14 protein-coding genes are annotated in these 16,130 nt (G+C 35.8%); 10 read left to right on the top strand and 4 right to left on the bottom strand.

Annotated features, from left to right (window positions below; all coding sequences use genetic code 11):
* Positions 1 to 1,494 (top strand): carboxypeptidase regulatory-like domain-containing protein, encoded by a 1,494-nt coding sequence (locus FG27_RS03275; RefSeq protein WP_051935736.1) that lies wholly within the window; start codon positions 1 to 3, stop codon positions 1,492 to 1,494.
* Between the two features lie 217 nt (positions 1,495 to 1,711).
* Entirely contained in the window at positions 1,712 to 2,890 is a 1,179-nt protein-coding gene (locus FG27_RS03270; RefSeq protein ID WP_037315470.1) for an AIR synthase related protein, read from the top strand.
* A gap of 6 nt (positions 2,891 to 2,896) precedes the next feature.
* On the opposite strand, the gene FG27_RS03265 is transcribed toward FG27_RS03270, so the two are convergent.
* On the bottom strand, positions 2,897 to 3,556 hold the full coding sequence (locus tag FG27_RS03265) for an ATP-binding cassette domain-containing protein (RefSeq protein WP_037315467.1): 660 nt from the start codon (positions 3,554 to 3,556) through the stop codon (positions 2,897 to 2,899).
* 381 nt (positions 3,557 to 3,937) lie between these two features.
* Here FG27_RS03265 and prfA point away from each other — a divergent pair, with 381 nt between their 5' ends.
* The 3 genes from prfA (at position 3,938) to FG27_RS03245 (ending at position 6,826) form a co-directional block, all read left to right on the top strand.
* The gene (prfA, locus tag FG27_RS03255) at positions 3,938 to 5,014 is read left to right on the top strand and encodes a peptide chain release factor 1 (protein ID WP_037315464.1); all 1,077 of its coding nucleotides are present in this window, start codon (positions 3,938 to 3,940) and stop codon (positions 5,012 to 5,014) included.
* Positions 5,015 to 5,224: 210 nt separating this feature from the next.
* Positions 5,225 to 6,043: an orotidine-5'-phosphate decarboxylase gene (pyrF, locus tag FG27_RS03250; RefSeq protein ID WP_037315462.1), complete on the top strand. Its 819-nt coding sequence runs from the start codon at positions 5,225 to 5,227 to the stop codon at positions 6,041 to 6,043.
* A gap of 9 nt (positions 6,044 to 6,052) precedes the next feature.
* Entirely contained in the window at positions 6,053 to 6,826 is a 774-nt protein-coding gene (locus tag FG27_RS03245) for an ABC transporter substrate-binding protein (protein WP_037315459.1), read from the top strand.
* On the opposite strand, the gene FG27_RS03240 is transcribed toward FG27_RS03245, so the two are convergent.
* Positions 6,823 to 7,005: a Lacal_2735 family protein gene (locus FG27_RS03240; RefSeq protein WP_037315457.1), complete on the bottom strand. Its 183-nt coding sequence runs from the start codon at positions 7,003 to 7,005 to the stop codon at positions 6,823 to 6,825. The genes FG27_RS03245 and FG27_RS03240 overlap by 4 nt on opposite strands.
* Before the next feature lie 151 nt (positions 7,006 to 7,156).
* Positions 7,157 to 7,870 carry a DUF4197 domain-containing protein gene (locus FG27_RS03235; RefSeq protein WP_037315454.1) on the bottom strand — a complete coding sequence of 238 codons (714 nt, stop codon included), beginning with the start codon at positions 7,868 to 7,870 and terminating at the stop codon, positions 7,157 to 7,159.
* Positions 7,871 to 8,134: 264 nt separating this feature from the next.
* On the opposite strand from FG27_RS03235, the gene FG27_RS03230 reads away from it, so the two are divergent.
* Both FG27_RS03230 and FG27_RS03225 read left to right on the top strand, forming a co-directional pair.
* On the top strand, positions 8,135 to 11,590 hold the full coding sequence (locus FG27_RS03230) for a methylmalonyl-CoA mutase family protein (protein ID WP_037315453.1): 3,456 nt from the start codon (positions 8,135 to 8,137) through the stop codon (positions 11,588 to 11,590).
* 421 nt (positions 11,591 to 12,011) lie between these two features.
* Positions 12,012 to 12,623, top strand: a complete 612-nt coding sequence (locus FG27_RS03225) for a MarC family protein (protein ID WP_037315449.1) — start codon at positions 12,012 to 12,014, stop codon at positions 12,621 to 12,623.
* A 23-nt stretch (positions 12,624 to 12,646) separates the two neighbouring features.
* Here FG27_RS03225 and FG27_RS03220 read toward each other — a convergent pair whose 3' ends face one another.
* Positions 12,647 to 13,051, bottom strand: a complete 405-nt coding sequence (locus tag FG27_RS03220; RefSeq protein WP_037315446.1) for a hypothetical protein — start codon at positions 13,049 to 13,051, stop codon at positions 12,647 to 12,649.
* Positions 13,052 to 13,164: 113 nt separating this feature from the next.
* Here FG27_RS03220 and FG27_RS03215 point away from each other — a divergent pair, with 113 nt between their 5' ends.
* The 3 genes from FG27_RS03215 to FG27_RS03205 all read left to right on the top strand — a co-directional run bounded on the left by FG27_RS03215 (position 13,165) and on the right by FG27_RS03205 (position 16,123).
* Positions 13,165 to 13,620 (top strand): Lrp/AsnC family transcriptional regulator, encoded by a 456-nt coding sequence (locus FG27_RS03215; RefSeq protein ID WP_037315443.1) that lies wholly within the window; start codon positions 13,165 to 13,167, stop codon positions 13,618 to 13,620.
* Positions 13,621 to 14,118: 498 nt separating this feature from the next.
* Positions 14,119 to 15,543 (top strand): alpha/beta hydrolase, encoded by a 1,425-nt coding sequence (locus FG27_RS03210; RefSeq protein WP_037315441.1) that lies wholly within the window; start codon positions 14,119 to 14,121, stop codon positions 15,541 to 15,543.
* On the top strand, positions 15,527 to 16,123 hold the full coding sequence (locus FG27_RS03205; RefSeq protein WP_037315438.1) for a DUF1684 domain-containing protein: 597 nt from the start codon (positions 15,527 to 15,529) through the stop codon (positions 16,121 to 16,123). Before FG27_RS03210 ends, FG27_RS03205 begins: the two co-directional genes overlap by 17 nt.
* Positions 16,124 to 16,130: the final 7 nt, after the last annotated feature.

Raw genomic sequence — 16,130 nt, 5'->3', positions numbered from 1 at the left:
ATGAAAAGTATAAAATTTATATTCCCTCTTTTTTTTGCGATACTTATTTCTGGTTGTAGTGAAGAAACTATAGATAATGTGCAAATAGGTACCATAACCGGAACAGTTGTTACAGAAGGAAATTTTGAACCTATAGAGAATGTTAGAATTTCAACAAATCCTGCCAGTTCAACAGTTTTTACTGATGAAAACGGGGAATTTACTTTAAGAAACATACCGGTTCAGGAGTACTCTGTGCAGGCTCGAAAAGATAGTTTATTAACTCAATTTCAAGGTGTAGAGGTAATTCCTGATGGTGAGGTAAATATTGTTTTTGAAATGAAACCCGAGACCGCTAACAACCTCGCTCCTAAAGCTCCACAGTTAGTTTCTCCTGAAAATAATGCTGAAGGACTGCCACGGACAGTAACTTTTGCCTGGGCATCCGAAAATGTGGATGACGATGAATTGACTTATCAATTGGAAATAAGAAACGATCGTAATAGCAACGTACAAACTTACGCTAACATAACTGATACAACTTTTACGGTAGAAGATTTAAATTATGGCTATAAATACTTTTGGCAGGTAAGGGTTAGCGATAGTGTTAATGAAGATGTTTTAAGTGAGGTTGGCACCTTTAATACCCTGGAATTTCCTAAAAGTAGAATTGCTTACGTGAGAAAAGTAAATGGAAATAATGTAATTTTTTCTAGAGATCTTAATGAAAATGAATACCAATTAACTTCGGCTAGTCAAAACAGCTTTAGACCAAGGAAAAACCATCGTACCGATAAAATTGCATTTTTAAGAACTATTGGAAGTCAAACTCATCTTTTTACGATGAATTTAGATGGCTCGGGCCAAAAACAAATTACAAGTAATATACCTGTGAACGGTTTCAATTTAGATAAAATTGATTTTTCCTGGGCCAATGATGGTGCTAGTCTTATTTACCCGAATTTTAGTAAGCTTTACAGAGTAAATGCAACGGGTGATGGTACAACGCAAATTTATAGTGAACCTAATGGCAGGTTTATTACAGAAGTAGATGTGAGTAATGATAATTCCAGGATGGCCCTATTGGTAAACGATGCTAATGGATACAATGCTTCCATTTATTTAATAAACAATGAAGGGCAGAAAACAACTACGATTGTTTCAAATATAGAGGGTGCGCTTGGCGGCTTAAACCTCTCTGTTAATAATAATATGGTTTTGTATACTAGAGATGTTTCTGGGTTTGAAAGCGAAGATTATCGCCAGCTTAATTCGCAATTGTTCGTCTACAATATAAATACTCAGGAAGCTTTAAGTATTAGTGATAACAAACCTGATGGAACAAACGATCTTGACCCCAGGTTTTCTCCAAACGAAGCTGAAGTTATTTTTGTAAATACTTCTAACGACGGTATTTCTCAGAATAATATATTTACCGTAGAAATAAACCCTGGAAGTGCCGATGAAAATAGAACCTTATTATACGAAAATGCATTTATGCCAGATTGGGAGTAAACAACTTCGGAGCAAGCTCTCGAAAGATTATTATTGGAAAAGATAAATTTATTTTGAGACAAATATGGGAGTATTTAATCTCGATTATTGAGTAAAGATTTGTTATTATAATTTAAGCTGAAAAGCGATGGTGATTATTTGCTATCGCTTTTTTTACTTTATAATACTTCAGTGACTAATCTAATCTGTTTATCTTTGGGATTTCAATCCAATAATTATGAGTCAGGAAGTAAGTAAGAGATATGCCCAGCGCGGAGTTTCAGCAGGAAAAGAAGATGTGCACAATGCCATTAAAAATGTAGATAAAGGATTATTCCCAAAAGCATTTTGCAAAATTGTGCCTGATTATCTTACCGGAGATGCAGATTATTGCTTAATTATGCACGCCGATGGTGCAGGAACAAAATCTTCCCTGGCCTATATGTATTGGAAAGAAACCGGAGATATTTCGGTTTGGAAAGGTATTGCGCAAGATGCACTTATAATGAATATAGACGATTTGCTTTGCGTAGGCGCTATAGATAATATTATGCTTTCTTCTACGATTGGCAGGAATAAAAATAAAATTCCTGGTGAGGTGATTTCAGCAATAATCAATGGAACTGAAGAGTTGATTGCTGAATTAAAAGACTTTGGCGTAGAAATTCATTCAACCGGTGGCGAAACTGCCGATGTTGGTGATTTGGTGAGAACTATTATTGTAGATTCTACCGTAACCGCCAGGATGAAGAAGTCTGAAGTGATTGATAATGCTAATATTAAACCGGGAAATGTGATTGTTGGTTTATCTTCTTCGGGGCAGGCATCCTACGAAAATGAATATAATGGCGGAATGGGAAGTAACGGACTTACCTCTGCGCGACACGATGTTTTTTCTAAGATCTTAGCCGAAAAATATCCCGAAAGCTTTGATAATGATATTCCTGAAGACTTGATCTATTCCGGAACTAAATCTTTAACCGATAAGGTTGAAAATTCACCTATAGATGCCGGGAAATTAGTACTTTCTCCAACCCGAACTTACGCCCCTATTATTAAGAAGATACTTTCTAAATTCAGCAATAAGGAAATTAATGGGATGGTGCATTGCAGTGGAGGTGCCCAAACCAAAATTCTTCACTTTATAGATAATTTGCATATTGTAAAAGATAATATGTTTGAAGTGCCGCCCCTTTTCAAACTTATTCAGCAAGAAAGTAAAACCGACTGGAAAGAAATGTACCAGGTTTTTAATATGGGCCACCGTATGGAACTTTATGTAAATCCTCAAATTGCCGAAGAGATTATCGCTATTTCAAAATCTTTTAATGTTGATGCACAGATAGTTGGTAGGGTAGAAGCTTCAGAAGAAAAGAAACTTACTATAAAAAGTGAATTTGGGGAGTTTGAATACTAAGCTTTTTTACAGGGTGCCGGCTCTTAGATATTTGTAATCTTCTAATTCGCTAACTTTATCTATCAACTTAGTACTCCCATTCTTTAGCAGGTAAATCTCATCGCTAGAGTTCAAAATATGCCGATACATATGATCGGTAATTATAATGGCTTTTTCTTTCTTTTTATTCTGAAGTATACCTTTAATTTTTTCAATATACAGCGGCGAAAGATGAGAAAATGGTTCGTCTAGAAGTATGAGTTTGGTTTTGCTATTTAAAGCAATGTAAATTTCTGTAACACGCCTTTGCCCACCTGAAAGTTCCCGCATTTTGGTTCTCTTGTAAGCTATAAACTCAGGGAAGTCGTGTAGAAAGTCTCTTAGCTCTACCTTAAAAAGTTGAAAACAGGTTTCAAGCTTCATTTTTGGTGGAATAAAATTTTGCTGAGGTAAATATGTTACTATACCGTATTTAAAAAGTGGTTTCAGGTAAGGTTTCTTGTCAATTCTAATCAATTTGTGCCTGGGTTGAAGACTTCCGAAGGAAATATTGAGTAAACTACTTTTTCCAGAACCATTGGCTCCGAGTATTCCGATTATTTTTCCTGTTTCTGCTTTCAAGTAAACCCCGTTTAGGATTTGCTTTTCAGCAAAATAAAGCTCAACATTATCAATTTCGAAAATCATACTATCATAGGATAAATTCCGCCGGAAATTAGGATGAAAATTAAATCCAGGAGGAAGGCGAAGACAAAAAGCCTTGTGCTGCTTAGCGAAAGATTTTGGTAAAAGTAAAGCTGGTGTTTATAGGAAGTTTTATATAAATAGAATATCAGGATGCCAAGAAATAGTTTGAACATCACGATAAATACTACAGGATTTCCTAAAAACAAGAAAAAGAAATTCAACAAAATAGACCCCAAAATAAATTGACGGTAAAAATATAAGATCGCCCTGGTTTTACTTATCATAAAAGTTTCTAGATCGTTTCAATTTACAATTCTTTTTTCAATCTTATAATTCGCCCAATTTATCGTAAATTTGTTTTCCTAAAATCAGATTGATTATATGATCGAGAAGCTTAACATAGTAAAGCAGCGTTTTGATGAGGTGAATGATTTAATTATTCAGCCTGATGTGATATCAGATCAAAAGCGATATATAGAATTAAATAAAGAATACAAAGACCTTAGGGCCTTAATGGATGAGCGGGAAAAATATTTAGAGCTCACCAATAATATTGAAGAAGCCAAGGAAATTATTGCCGATGGCAGCGATCCTGAAATGACCGAAATGGCCAAAATGCAGCTTGATGAAGCTGAAAAGGAAGTGCCAAAGCTGGAAGAAAAGATAAGAATGATGCTCGTTCCTAAAGATCCGGATGACGCGAAGAATGTAGTGATAGAAATTAGGGCTGGTACCGGTGGGGATGAGGCCAGTATTTTCGCCGGCGATCTTTATAGAATGTATACCAAGTATTTAGAAAGCAAAGGCTGGAAACATAATATTGTAGATTATAGTGAAGGTACCAGTGGTGGATTTAAAGAGATGATTTTTGAAGTTTCTGGTGAAGATGTTTATGGTACAATGAAGTTTGAAGCCGGTGTGCACCGTGTACAACGTGTTCCGCAAACTGAAACCCAGGGGCGTGTACATACCTCGGCCGCTACCGTAATGGTACTTCCAGAAGCTGAAGAATTTGATGTAGAGATAGATCCAAAAGAGGTGAGAATAGATTATTTCTGTTCTTCCGGTCCCGGTGGGCAATCGGTGAACACCACCTATTCTGCTGTGCGTTTAACTCACGAGCCTACAGGATTAGTGGCACAGTGCCAGGATCAAAAATCACAGCATAAAAACAAGGAGAAAGCCTTTAGAGTATTACGCTCGCGTTTATATGAAATGGAACTTGCTAAAAAGCAGGAAGCCGATGCTGCTAAAAGAAACTCTATGGTTTCCAGTGGTGACCGTAGTGCAAAAATTAGAACCTATAATTATTCCCAGGGAAGGGTTACAGACCATCGTATTAACCTTACGCTTTATGATCTTTCCAATATCATTAATGGGGATATCCAGAAAATACTTGACGAATTGCGATTTGTAGAAAATACAGAGAAGCTCAAGGAAAATTCAGATGTATTTTAACAATTTCGGAGCTGCCTATTATCGTCAAGCTGAACTTGTTTCAGCTTCTAACTTGTTTGAGATATCAACTAATTAGATTCTGAAATGAATTGAGAATGACGATTTTAATAAGTTTTCAATAGCCTCGAGTTTTTATTTTAAGAATTACTTTCCGCGAAAGCGGAATTTTCTTTTTATATTTTGAATCATATTAATTACAAAAACTAACCTATGTCCCCGCAAGAATTAACTGAACAGATCTTTAAAAAGAAATCGTTTTTATGTGTGGGGCTTGATGTGGATATAGACAGGATTCCAACCTATTTATTATCTGAGGACGATCCTATTTTTGAATTCAATAAAGCGATTATAGACGCTACTCATAAGTTTTGCGTGGCTTATAAACCGAATATTGCTTTTTATGAAGCCAATGGCGTTGAAGGCTGGCAGGCCTTAGAAAAGACTATAAATTATCTTCATCACGAATATCCCGAAATTTATACTATTGCAGACGCCAAGCGTGGTGATATAGGTAATACTTCAAGAATGTATGCTAAAACCTTTCTCCAGGATCTTGGCTTTGATTCGGTAACTGTCGCACCCTATATGGGAAAAGATTCGGTAGAACCTTTTTTGGAATTTGATAACCGACAGGCTATATTATTGGCACTTACTTCTAATGAGGGGGCTTTTGATTTCCAAACCCAGCAAATTGACGGGGAAGAACTTTATAAAAAAGTACTTAAAACCTCTAAAACCTGGAAAAATTCTGAGAATTTGATGTACGTTGTGGGAGCTACTAAGGCTGAATTTTTAAAAGAAATAAGAGAGATCATTCCTGAGAATTTTTTACTTGTTCCTGGAGTAGGCGCACAGGGCGGAAAACTGGAAGACGTATGTAAATACGGAATGACAAAAAATGTTGGCCTTTTGGTAAATTCTTCCCGAAAGATTATTTATGCTTCAGAATCTTCGAATTTCGCTGAAATAGCCGGAGCTAAAGCTGAAGTACTTCAGCAACAAATGGCAGAAGAGTTGAGTAAACTTTAAAATTCTAACATGGAAGTGATAGATCAATTACAGAGAAAGATTTCTCTTCCATATATTCCTAAGCGAATTATCTCATTAGTACCCAGCCAAACCGAACTTCTTGTGGATTTAGGTTTGGAGGAAAATCTGGTGGGGGTCACTAAATTCTGCGTTCATCCCAAATATCTTAGGAAGAACAAAACCATGGTAGGTGGTACAAAACAAGTAAAGCTTGAAAAAATAAAAGCTTTAAAACCAGATATTATTCTCTGTAATAAAGAGGAAAATACTAAGGAAATGGTAGAGGAGTTGGAAGAAATTGCTCCTGTACACGTTTCAGATATTGTAAAAATTGAAGATGCTTTTGAATTGATGCTTCAATATGGTGAGATCTTTCAAAAAAAAGCTTTAGTAGGAACAATGGTGAATTCCGTTAGGGACAAAATTGCTGTTCTTCAAGAAAAACTCCGGGATAAACCGGTTAAAAAAGTAGCGTATTTTATTTGGAAAAAACCTTTAATGGTTGCCGGGAAAGACACTTTTATAGATGAACTCCTAAAACTGAATAAGTTTGAAAATGTGTTTATAGAATCCAGGTATCCAGAAACTACTCTTGAAGAATTAAAGGCTAAAAATCCTGATTTATTATTGCTTTCATCTGAGCCATTTCCGTTCAAGGAAAAGCATAAAGAATATTTTTCAACTTTAAATGCTGAAATTAAGCTGGTAGATGGTGAGTATTTTAGTTGGTATGGATCCCGATTGATTGCAGCAATAGATTATTTTAAAACAATTAGCGCTTAAGAATCTATCTTATCGTATTGCATTCTCCTTAGTTCCCGAAGAATTTTTTTTGCTCTCTCGTTCAATCGGTCACTTTCTTCCTTATCGGTTAGCGCCAATTTAAACGATTTGTGCATAAGATGTGTGTACTTATCACAAAGGCATTCTTCTGTAGATTTTGTTTCAAAGATTTTGAACATAACTGTTTTTGTCTTTGATACAAAGATAGCCTGCAGAAACTCAAAGGATTGCTAAGTGTGCGTTAAGATTGATGTAAAAAAATCTATTTCAAGCACTTGGTTTGTTAAAAACATTAGATAATTGCCGATTTATAACAACTCAAAAAAGCTTTTAATAACCTGTATTACGATCCTGAAGAGCGAAAACGCGTTGTAAAAGGTTGGTGGTTCGTGCTGAAACCTTCTCTCTAATTTCCTTTTCTTCAACAGCAATCATTGTGTAAACCCCATTTAAAGCTTCATTGGTCACATAATCTGCAAGGTCTGGATTTACATTTGTAGTAAGTGGTAAGCTGTTATACCGGTTTATAATATTACTCCATACTTGGGTAGCTCCTACTTTCTCAAGTGAAGAAGTAACTACAGGACTAAATTTGTTATACAGTGATTTTTCAGTTTTGTCGGTAAGGTATAAGGTGGCCTGGTTATCCTGGCCAAGTAAAATATTTCTAGCATCATTAAAAGTAATTTCCTGTACGGCATTTACAAAAATTGGTGTAGCTTCTTTAACGGCTTCTTCCGCAGCCCGATTTAAAACTTTTAAGCCTTCGTCGGCAAGAGCGTCTAAGCCAACATCCCTTAGGGTTTTATCTACTTTTTGTAACTCTGGTGGTAAAGTAATTCTTACTAATTCATTGCGGTAGAACCCATTTTCTTCAGTAAGTTTTGTTACCTGTTTTTCAATCCCCATATCCAAAGCCTGCCGTAAACCCGAAGCTATTTCGGTATTACTAACACCTACTTGGGGATAATTTTCGGCTATAGTTTGTAATTCGGCACAGGAAGAAAATATAAGTACACTAAAAACGAGAATAATCTTTTTCATAGAAATGTTTTTTACTCGATAATCGAGATTTAAATATTTGAAGGCTTACCTGGATATCAAAAAAATCCATCTTATATATCGCAAGCTTGCCCTGGATTTGATTTTTCAAAGATATAAATTTAAAAATGGGAGCCTGAGAATCACTTTTTGACTTTCTTTAATCAAGCTATTTTTGCTTATAAAATCCTCATAAAAAATTTAAAATTTCAATATTTGGTTGCGATTTTCGTAAATTGCAGGTCAAAATTTCAGAGATAATTAGCAATGGAACAACAAAAGCCATATACCCCTAAAAATAAAATAAGAATTGTAACCGCGGCTTCGCTTTTTGATGGGCACGATGCAGCCATTAATATAATGCGCCGAATCATCCAGTCTACCGGAGTTGAGGTAATTCACCTTGGTCACGACCGTAGTGTAGATGAGGTGGTGAATTGCGCCATCCAGGAAGATGCACAGGCTATTGCGATGACTTCCTATCAAGGTGGGCACACTGAATACTTTAAATATATGCACGATTTGCTTCAGGAGAAAAACGCCGGTCATATCGCTATTTTTGGCGGTGGTGGTGGGGTAATTCTTCCTGAGGAAATTAAAGAATTGATGGACTACGGAATAACCCGAATTTACTCGCCAGATGATGGGCGTGAAATGGGACTCCAGGGAATGATCAATGATATGGTGAAGCGGGTAGATACTGAAACTCGCGATTTGGTTGAAGAAAAATCTGTTGCTGAAGATTTAAAAAATAAGAATGTAAATACTATTTCAAGGCTAATTTCCCTTGCAGAAAATAAACACGATTCTTTTCTGAAGCATTTTGAACCTTTAAGAGAAGACACAGATAAAAGCGAAATTCCAGTTCTTGGAATTACCGGAACCGGAGGTTCAGGAAAATCCAGTTTGGTAGACGAATTGGTACGCCGATTTTTAGGTGATTTTCCCGAAAAAAATATCGGGATAATTTCTGTAGATCCTTCTAAAAGGAAAACCGGCGGCGCTTTGCTGGGAGATAGAATTAGGATGAATGCCATAAACAATAAACACGTTTATATGCGTTCCCTGGCTACCCGCCAATCTAACCTTGCACTTTCTAAACACGTGGCTGAAGCTGTTGAGGTTTTAAAAGCGGCTGAATTCGACTTAATTATTCTGGAAACATCTGGAATTGGACAGAGTGATACCGAAATTATGGATCATTCTGACGTTGCTCTATACGTAATGACGCCGGAATTTGGTGCAGCAACGCAGTTAGAGAAAATCGATATGCTTGACTTTGCCGATTTGGTGGCTATCAATAAATTTGATAAACGTGGTGCACAGGATGCCTTGCGTGATGTGAAAAAGCAATATCAGCGAAATCACCAGTTATGGCACGAAGATGCTGAAAAACTACCGGTTTTTGGAACCATTGCCTCTCAGTTTAACGATCCGGGGATGAACACCCTGTATCGTCAGATTATGGATAAGATTGCTGAAAAAACCAAAGCCGATCTGAATTCTACCTTTGAGATTTCAGCAGAAATGAGTGAGAAGATTTTTGTAATTCCACCAAAGCGAACACGATATCTTTCAGAAATTGCTGAAAATAATAGAAGCTACGACGAGAAAGCTGCAAACCAGGCTGAGGTAGCGCAAAAACTTTACGGAGTTTTTAAAACAATCGAGTCGGTTTCTAGTTTGGAAATGACCAACAACCAATCTAAATATTTAGAAAAACACGGAATTAACCAGGAGGAAATAAATGAGTTTGCTGAAGATTCCCAAAAGGATTTTCTAAAATTGCTTTTCGCAGAATTTGACCGGGTAAAAATGGATTTAGATCCTTACAATTGGGAAGTGATCCAGAGCTGGCAGGAAAAAGTAAATAAATATGTAGAGCCTGTTTATTCCTTTAAAGTTCGCGATAAAGAGATAAAAATAGATACACATACCGAGTCGCTTTCCCATACACAAATTCCAAAAGTTTCGCTTCCAAAATATAAAGCCTGGGGCGATATATTAAAATGGTGTCTTCAGGAAAATGTTCCGGGAGAATTTCCATATACCGCAGGTCTTTATCCGTTTAAGAGACAGGGTGAAGATCCTACAAGAATGTTTGCCGGTGAAGGTGGGCCAGAGCGAACCAACCGCCGATTTCATTATGTAAGTATGGGCTTACCCGCAAAAAGACTTTCAACCGCTTTTGATTCGGTAACGCTTTATGGAAACGATCCAGATGAACGTCCCGATATTTATGGGAAAATTGGAAATTCCGGGGTTTCTATTTGCTGTTTGGATGATGCTAAAAAGCTCTATTCAGGGTTTGATCTTGCAGATGCTATGACATCGGTAAGTATGACGATAAATGGACCGGCGCCTATGTTGCTTGGTTTCTTTATGAATGCGGCTATAGATCAGCAATGTGAGAAATACATTAAAGAAAACGGCCTGGAGGATAAAGTTGAGGCGAAATATAAAGAACTTTATGATGATCGTGATCTAGACCGTCCCGTTTATCGAGGGGATTTGCCGGAAGGAAACAACGGACTTGGATTAATGCTTTTAGGACTTACCGGAGACCAAGTTTTACCGGCAGAAGTTTATGAAGATATCAAAGAAAAAACTATTAGCGTGGTCCGCGGAACCGTGCAGGCTGATATTTTAAAAGAAGACCAGGCACAAAATACCTGTATCTTTTCTACGGAATTCGCTTTGCGTTTAATGGGTGATGTTCAGGAACATTTTATTAAAGAAAAAGTAAGAAACTTCTATTCGGTTTCAATTTCAGGATATCATATTGCTGAAGCAGGTGCAAATCCAATTACACAGTTAGCATTTACCCTGGCCAATGGTTTCACTTATGTGGAATATTATTTAAGCAGGGGAATGGATATCAATAAATTCGGGCCAAATCTTTCGTTTTTCTTTTCTAACGGAATAGATCCGGAATATGCGGTAATAGGTAGGGTAGCGCGTAAAATTTGGTCTAAAGCTTTGAAGCATAAATACGGTGCAAACCCAAGGGCGCAAATGTTGAAATATCATATTCAAACTTCAGGTAGATCGCTGCACGCCCAGGAAATAGATTTTAACGATATTAGAACTACGCTTCAGGCACTTTATGCGATTTACGATAACTGTAATTCGCTGCATACCAACGCGTATGATGAAGCGATTACCACGCCAACCGAAGCTTCGGTAAGAAGAGCGATGGCTATTCAGTTAATTATCAATAAAGAACTAGGACTTGCTAAAAACGAGAATCCAATCCAGGGATCATTTATTATTGAAGAATTAACCGATCTCGTCGAAGAAGCTGTTTTAACCGAATTTGATCGAATTACCGAAAGAGGAGGAGTTCTTGGTGCAATGGAAACGATGTACCAACGTGGGAAGATTCAGGAAGAAAGTCTGCATTATGAAACTTTAAAGCATAATGGCGATTATCCAATAATTGGTGTAAATACGTTCTTAAGTTCTACCGGTTCGCCAACTGTGACTCCAGGAGAAGTAATTAGAGCTACAGAAGAAGAGAAGCAGCATCAACTTAAAACTTTGAGTACACTTCACAAAGCCAAAGAAGATTCAGCTGAAGCAGCTTTAGAAAAAATTAAAGAGGCCTCTATTAAAAATGAGAATATTTTTAAAGAATTAATGGAAGCCACCAAAGTTTGCTCCCTGGGGCAAATTACCCAGGCTATGTTTGAGGTAGGCGGGCAGTATAGAAGAAATATGTAAGCAGAGAGCCACATTTCCAGGCGAAAAGCCTGGGGATGTGTGCGAATCGCTTATCCCGATGAGCACAGCGAATCGGGATCTATAGACCTAAAAATGTTTTGAAAATATTTTTGCGAAAAAGAAGTGATGAGCTTAGCGAATCACGGCTTTTATAGTTATTAATAAATCATCCCAATGGGCGAAAGCCTCATTGGGATTTTTCATTTCAAAACAATTTTTAATTTAAGAATTCAATGCTATAATAAGATAAACCATAACTGAAAATGTCCTCAATTTTCTAAAAAAGCGATACGTTAATTATTAAGTTCTAAGGTGCTTTAAAACTTTTTTCCTTTTTATTGGGTGGGGCTAAAATTTCAGATTAATTTTGCTGCTTCTTAATTTCAACCCGTAACTTCGTAAGTACCAAAAATATAAATCTATGGAAAATATCTGGTTATATGCCATAGGTGCGTTTACCGCATTTTTCGCGATTAATAATCCTGTGGGGAATATTCCAATCTTCCTTAGCTTAACCAAACAGGCCGATGGAAAAAGAAAGCGTTTTATTTCTAAAAAAGCGACTTTCACGGCTTTTGTTATCGTAACAGGATTTGTGTTATTGGGTAAATATATCTTCCAACTTTTTGGATTAACCATCCCTGCCTTTAAAATCACAGGTGGAATTTTGGTGTTTTTCGTGGGCTTTGAAATGATAAGGGCACAACAATCCAGTATTGATAACCAGACTGAAGTAGATTTTAATGAAGGAATTTCCATTTCTCCGCTGGCTATTCCAATTCTTGCTGGTCCAGGAACAATAGTAACTGCAGTAAACTATACTACCACGGCCAGCTATATGGATATGGGAATTATTGTAGCTATGTTTGGTTTAATTATGTTTTTAAATCACCTCGCTTTTATTTCCAGTGAATATTTAGTTCGGTTTATAGGCCAAAATAAGATTATTGTGATCGAAAAGATAATGGGGCTAATTATAGCAATTATTGGAACTAATATGCTTATAGAAGGTGTGAAACTCGCTTTTTTTTAGGAAAATAAATTCTTGAAAATTTTTTAAGCTTTCCGAATCTGCTGAATCCAATCGCTAACCATCCTGTCAAAAATTTGGATTTCTTTTCTAAGTAGGTTTAAAAACTCACTTTCTTTAACACCTGAGAATTCCAGGCTTCTGCAAAGTGACTTCAGGCTTTTACTTGACCTTCTAATATTCCGAATACGTTCCAGGCGCGAACCGATGCTTTTTGCGGTAGCAACCGAAGCTACACCTGGCGCAAGCTGGAGGGATTCGGTTACAAGGTCTCCGGCAAATCTATCTTTTGAACTTGAAGAAATACCCATTTCAAGAACATGTTTATCTTCAGTGAAATGCACAGCCATAGCCCTGGACAGCTTAAATATTTCCAATGCTTTAAAATAAACCGGATTTTGATAATTATTATGGAAAAAAGCCTGTGACATTAATATTAATTTCCTATAAAATTAATAAGAAATAAAATAGCTTATCTTTGCTTTTTAAAGTAAATGATAGATTTTGCGTTTAATAATAAGGTATATATAATTAAAACTTTAATATGCAAGTAGACGATTTAAGTTGGGCAATCTTAACTAGATTACAACAAAATGCCCGTTACTCTTTTGCTAAAATTGGTCGTGAAATTGGATTAAGTTCTCCAGCAGTAGCTGAAAGAGTTAAAAAAATGGAGGATGCCGGTATTATTAAAGGATATAAAACGCAAATCTCTTATCATAAAACTGGCCATCAGTTAAAGGCAATAATTACACTTAGGGCTTTTATGGGTAGATTAAAACCTTTTTTGGAAAAAGTAAAAGAATTTAAAGAGGTGAATAATTGCTATCGAATTACTGGAAATGAAAATATTATTATGGAAGTTGTTCTTCGGGATCAATCCCATTTAGAGGAATTTATAGATAAACTCATTACCTATGGTGAAACCAAAACCCATATTGTGCTGTCCCAGGTGGTAGAATTCGCACCAATAGATAGAAATAGAAGAAAGCTATTTTAAGTATTTAAATTTATTTCAAAGAAAAATCAGGTATAATTTTAAAGTTGCTATTTATATCTGTTAAAAGCAGAGCTTTTTTCAGCTGTTTTTAACGAATGACTAAATTCAAATTATTTTTTAGTTAAAGTATAGCAAATTGTAATTTTTTTAATAATAATACGACTATCCTGTGTGTACATTTACCTAAAAGAAATTGCATTATGAGAAAATATAGTACATTATACTTAATTGTAGCAGCGTTAACGGGTGCGGTAGGATTTACTGGATTAAATTTTGCCGGAATTGAAGTTGTGAGAGTGTTATTTTTGATCTTCGCAGTACTGTTAATAGTCTCACTATTAGCGCGTCTTATCTTTAAAAGCGATAAGCTTAGATTGCAACGAGTAAAGAAATAAATCTACCATTTATATGTTTATTGAAACCTTCATCTTTTGATGAGGGTTTTTTTATGCACGATCTTTGATATCTATCCTTATATTTATAATAATAATTAGCATTATGATGAGAAATATATCTTTTATTCTTTTATTTTTAGTTTTTATCCCCCAAATAGTAATTTCCCAAGAGATGGAAATTCCGGTGGGTAGAATTGTTGATTCTATTCCAACTGCCGATTCTACCTCAGCTTCTTTTGCTTTATACCTACCCCAGGATTTTAATGAAGAAAAAGAATTTCCTGTAATTTTCGTTTTTGATGCTAAAGGTAGAGGTAGAGCAAGTACCCAACTTTTCAGAACAGTAGCAGAACAACAGTCTTATATAATTGCTGCTTTCAACTTAGATTTACAGCAAGATTCTTTAAAGAATAATATTGAAAAAGTTGCCCCATTTATTAATCAGGTAGATGGAATGCTTTCCATAGATAAAAAACAGGTTTATGTTGCTGGGCTTTCAGAAGGTGGGCAATTGGCTGCTGCACTACCTTTAATTTATAATAATATTGCTGGCGTTCTGGCCGTAGAAAATGCCTGGATGAATACAGAGTATTTGAATGCTAATAATAAATTTATGTTTAGCGCCATAGCCTGCGATAGTAATAATTCTATGTTTATTCTTGAACAGATAAATGATTATCTAGATAGTAAAAATTATCCAACCGAAATGAATTTCTATTCCTGTGATAAGGACGTTGAATGGCCTAATGCAGATATGATTCAAAATGCAGTTGCTGGATTTACATTAAATGCTATTAGGGAAAATAAAAGGCCTAAAGATTTGGACCTCGTTAAAGAACTTTTTGACGTCGAAGTGGAATACGCCGAAGTTTTGAGACGTAAGCGTAATTATTACCAGGCTTTTGAAAAATTGAAACAAATAGAAGATAAGTATGATGATCTTGGTTTTGACGTAGATTTAAGGGACCAGATTAAAAATATTAGAAGAAATAAAGCATTTAGGGAACAACGAAGAGAATATCGAAACGTAGTTTCAGCTGAAGAAGCGAAACAGGAGGAATTTCTTTATTATATGGAAAATGATGTTGTGACCTCAAATTTTGAAAATATTGGTTGGTGGGCTGCACAGGTTGAAGGTCTCCAAGAGAATGAAGAAAAATTAAATGGGGCCAGGCAAAAAATGGCGAGTAGGTTACAGGGTTTTTTAGATAATCTCAGTAAAAACTATTATGATGGCTATGTGAATTCGGAAGCTAATTCAAGATCTAAAGTTTTTGTAAGTATTCTTAGAACAATTTTTGATAAAAAGGATCCTGAAGCTTATCTTAATATCATCAAGATTGCGGGGCACGATGGCGATCACGAAACCGCACTTTTATATCTTGAAGATTTGCTTAAAACCGGTTTTGATAATATGGAAGCGTTGTATGATATAGAAGGAATTTTAGATCTAAAATTGAGCAAAGAATATAACGCTAAAATTAGGGAGTATCTTGGAGAAGCTAAATACTATGCAGCTGAAAGTTAAAAATTTTATCCTGATATTAATTTTACTTTTCGGAAGTTTAAATTCCTTCTCTCAGGAAATTACTGCAATGGATTTTCAGCAGAAAATGAATGAAAAATTCAGTGATCCAAATCGCAGTCCGCTTTCAGAAAAAGATCGAAATGAGTTTAGAAATTTAAATTTTTTTGAAATTGATTCCAGCTTTATTGTAGAAGCGCACTTTTTAAGAACTCCGGCTGAAGCTCCTTTTAAAATGCAAACTACAACAGATAGGTTGCCAATTTATGTGAAGTATGCGGAAATCTATTTTAGCCTTCAGAAGAAGAATTTTAAACTCAATGTGTTTCAAAACCAGGAATTGATCTCTGATAAGGAATATTATAATTACCTGTTTTTACCTTTTACAGATCTTACTAACGGCGAAACCACCTACTCCGGCGGACGGTATTTAGACTTAAGGATACCGGAGGGTGATTCCATCTTGTTAGATTTTAATAAAGCTTATAATCCTTACTGTGCTTATAACAGTAATTTTTCCTGCCCTAAAGTTCCTGCTGAAAATGACCTGAAAATTGCCATTTCAGCAGGAGTTAAATTTTAAATTTGTT

Source organism: Salegentibacter sp. Hel_I_6 (assembly GCF_000745315.1).
GTDB lineage: Bacteria > Bacteroidota > Bacteroidia > Flavobacteriales > Flavobacteriaceae > Salegentibacter.
The sequence above is the reverse complement of the archived record's forward strand: the minus strand, read 5'-3'. Positions and strand labels throughout refer to the sequence as shown.

Coding starts and splice junctions, on each gene's coding strand:
- prfA (WP_037315464.1), top strand. CDS start 3,938: ATGATCGAGAAGCTTAACATAGTAAAGCAGCGTTTTGATGAGGTGAAT.
- FG27_RS03275 (WP_051935736.1), top strand. CDS start 1: ATGAAAAGTATAAAATTTATATTCCCTCTTTTTTTTGCGATACTTATT.
- FG27_RS03225 (WP_037315449.1), top strand. CDS start 12,012: ATGGAAAATATCTGGTTATATGCCATAGGTGCGTTTACCGCATTTTTC.
- FG27_RS03205 (WP_037315438.1), top strand. CDS start 15,527: ATGCAGCTGAAAGTTAAAAATTTTATCCTGATATTAATTTTACTTTTC.
- FG27_RS03245 (WP_037315459.1), top strand. CDS start 6,053: ATGGAAGTGATAGATCAATTACAGAGAAAGATTTCTCTTCCATATATT.
- FG27_RS03230 (WP_037315453.1), top strand. CDS start 8,135: ATGGAACAACAAAAGCCATATACCCCTAAAAATAAAATAAGAATTGTA.
- FG27_RS03235 (WP_037315454.1), bottom strand. CDS start 7,870: ATGAAAAAGATTATTCTCGTTTTTAGTGTACTTATATTTTCTTCCTGT.
- pyrF (WP_037315462.1), top strand. CDS start 5,225: ATGTCCCCGCAAGAATTAACTGAACAGATCTTTAAAAAGAAATCGTTT.
- FG27_RS03210 (WP_037315441.1), top strand. CDS start 14,119: ATGATGAGAAATATATCTTTTATTCTTTTATTTTTAGTTTTTATCCCC.
- FG27_RS03240 (WP_037315457.1), bottom strand. CDS start 7,005: ATGTTCAAAATCTTTGAAACAAAATCTACAGAAGAATGCCTTTGTGAT.
- FG27_RS03265 (WP_037315467.1), bottom strand. CDS start 3,556: ATGATTTTCGAAATTGATAATGTTGAGCTTTATTTTGCTGAAAAGCAA.
- FG27_RS03270 (WP_037315470.1), top strand. CDS start 1,712: ATGAGTCAGGAAGTAAGTAAGAGATATGCCCAGCGCGGAGTTTCAGCA.
- FG27_RS03215 (WP_037315443.1), top strand. CDS start 13,165: ATGCAAGTAGACGATTTAAGTTGGGCAATCTTAACTAGATTACAACAA.
- FG27_RS03220 (WP_037315446.1), bottom strand. CDS start 13,051: ATGTCACAGGCTTTTTTCCATAATAATTATCAAAATCCGGTTTATTTT.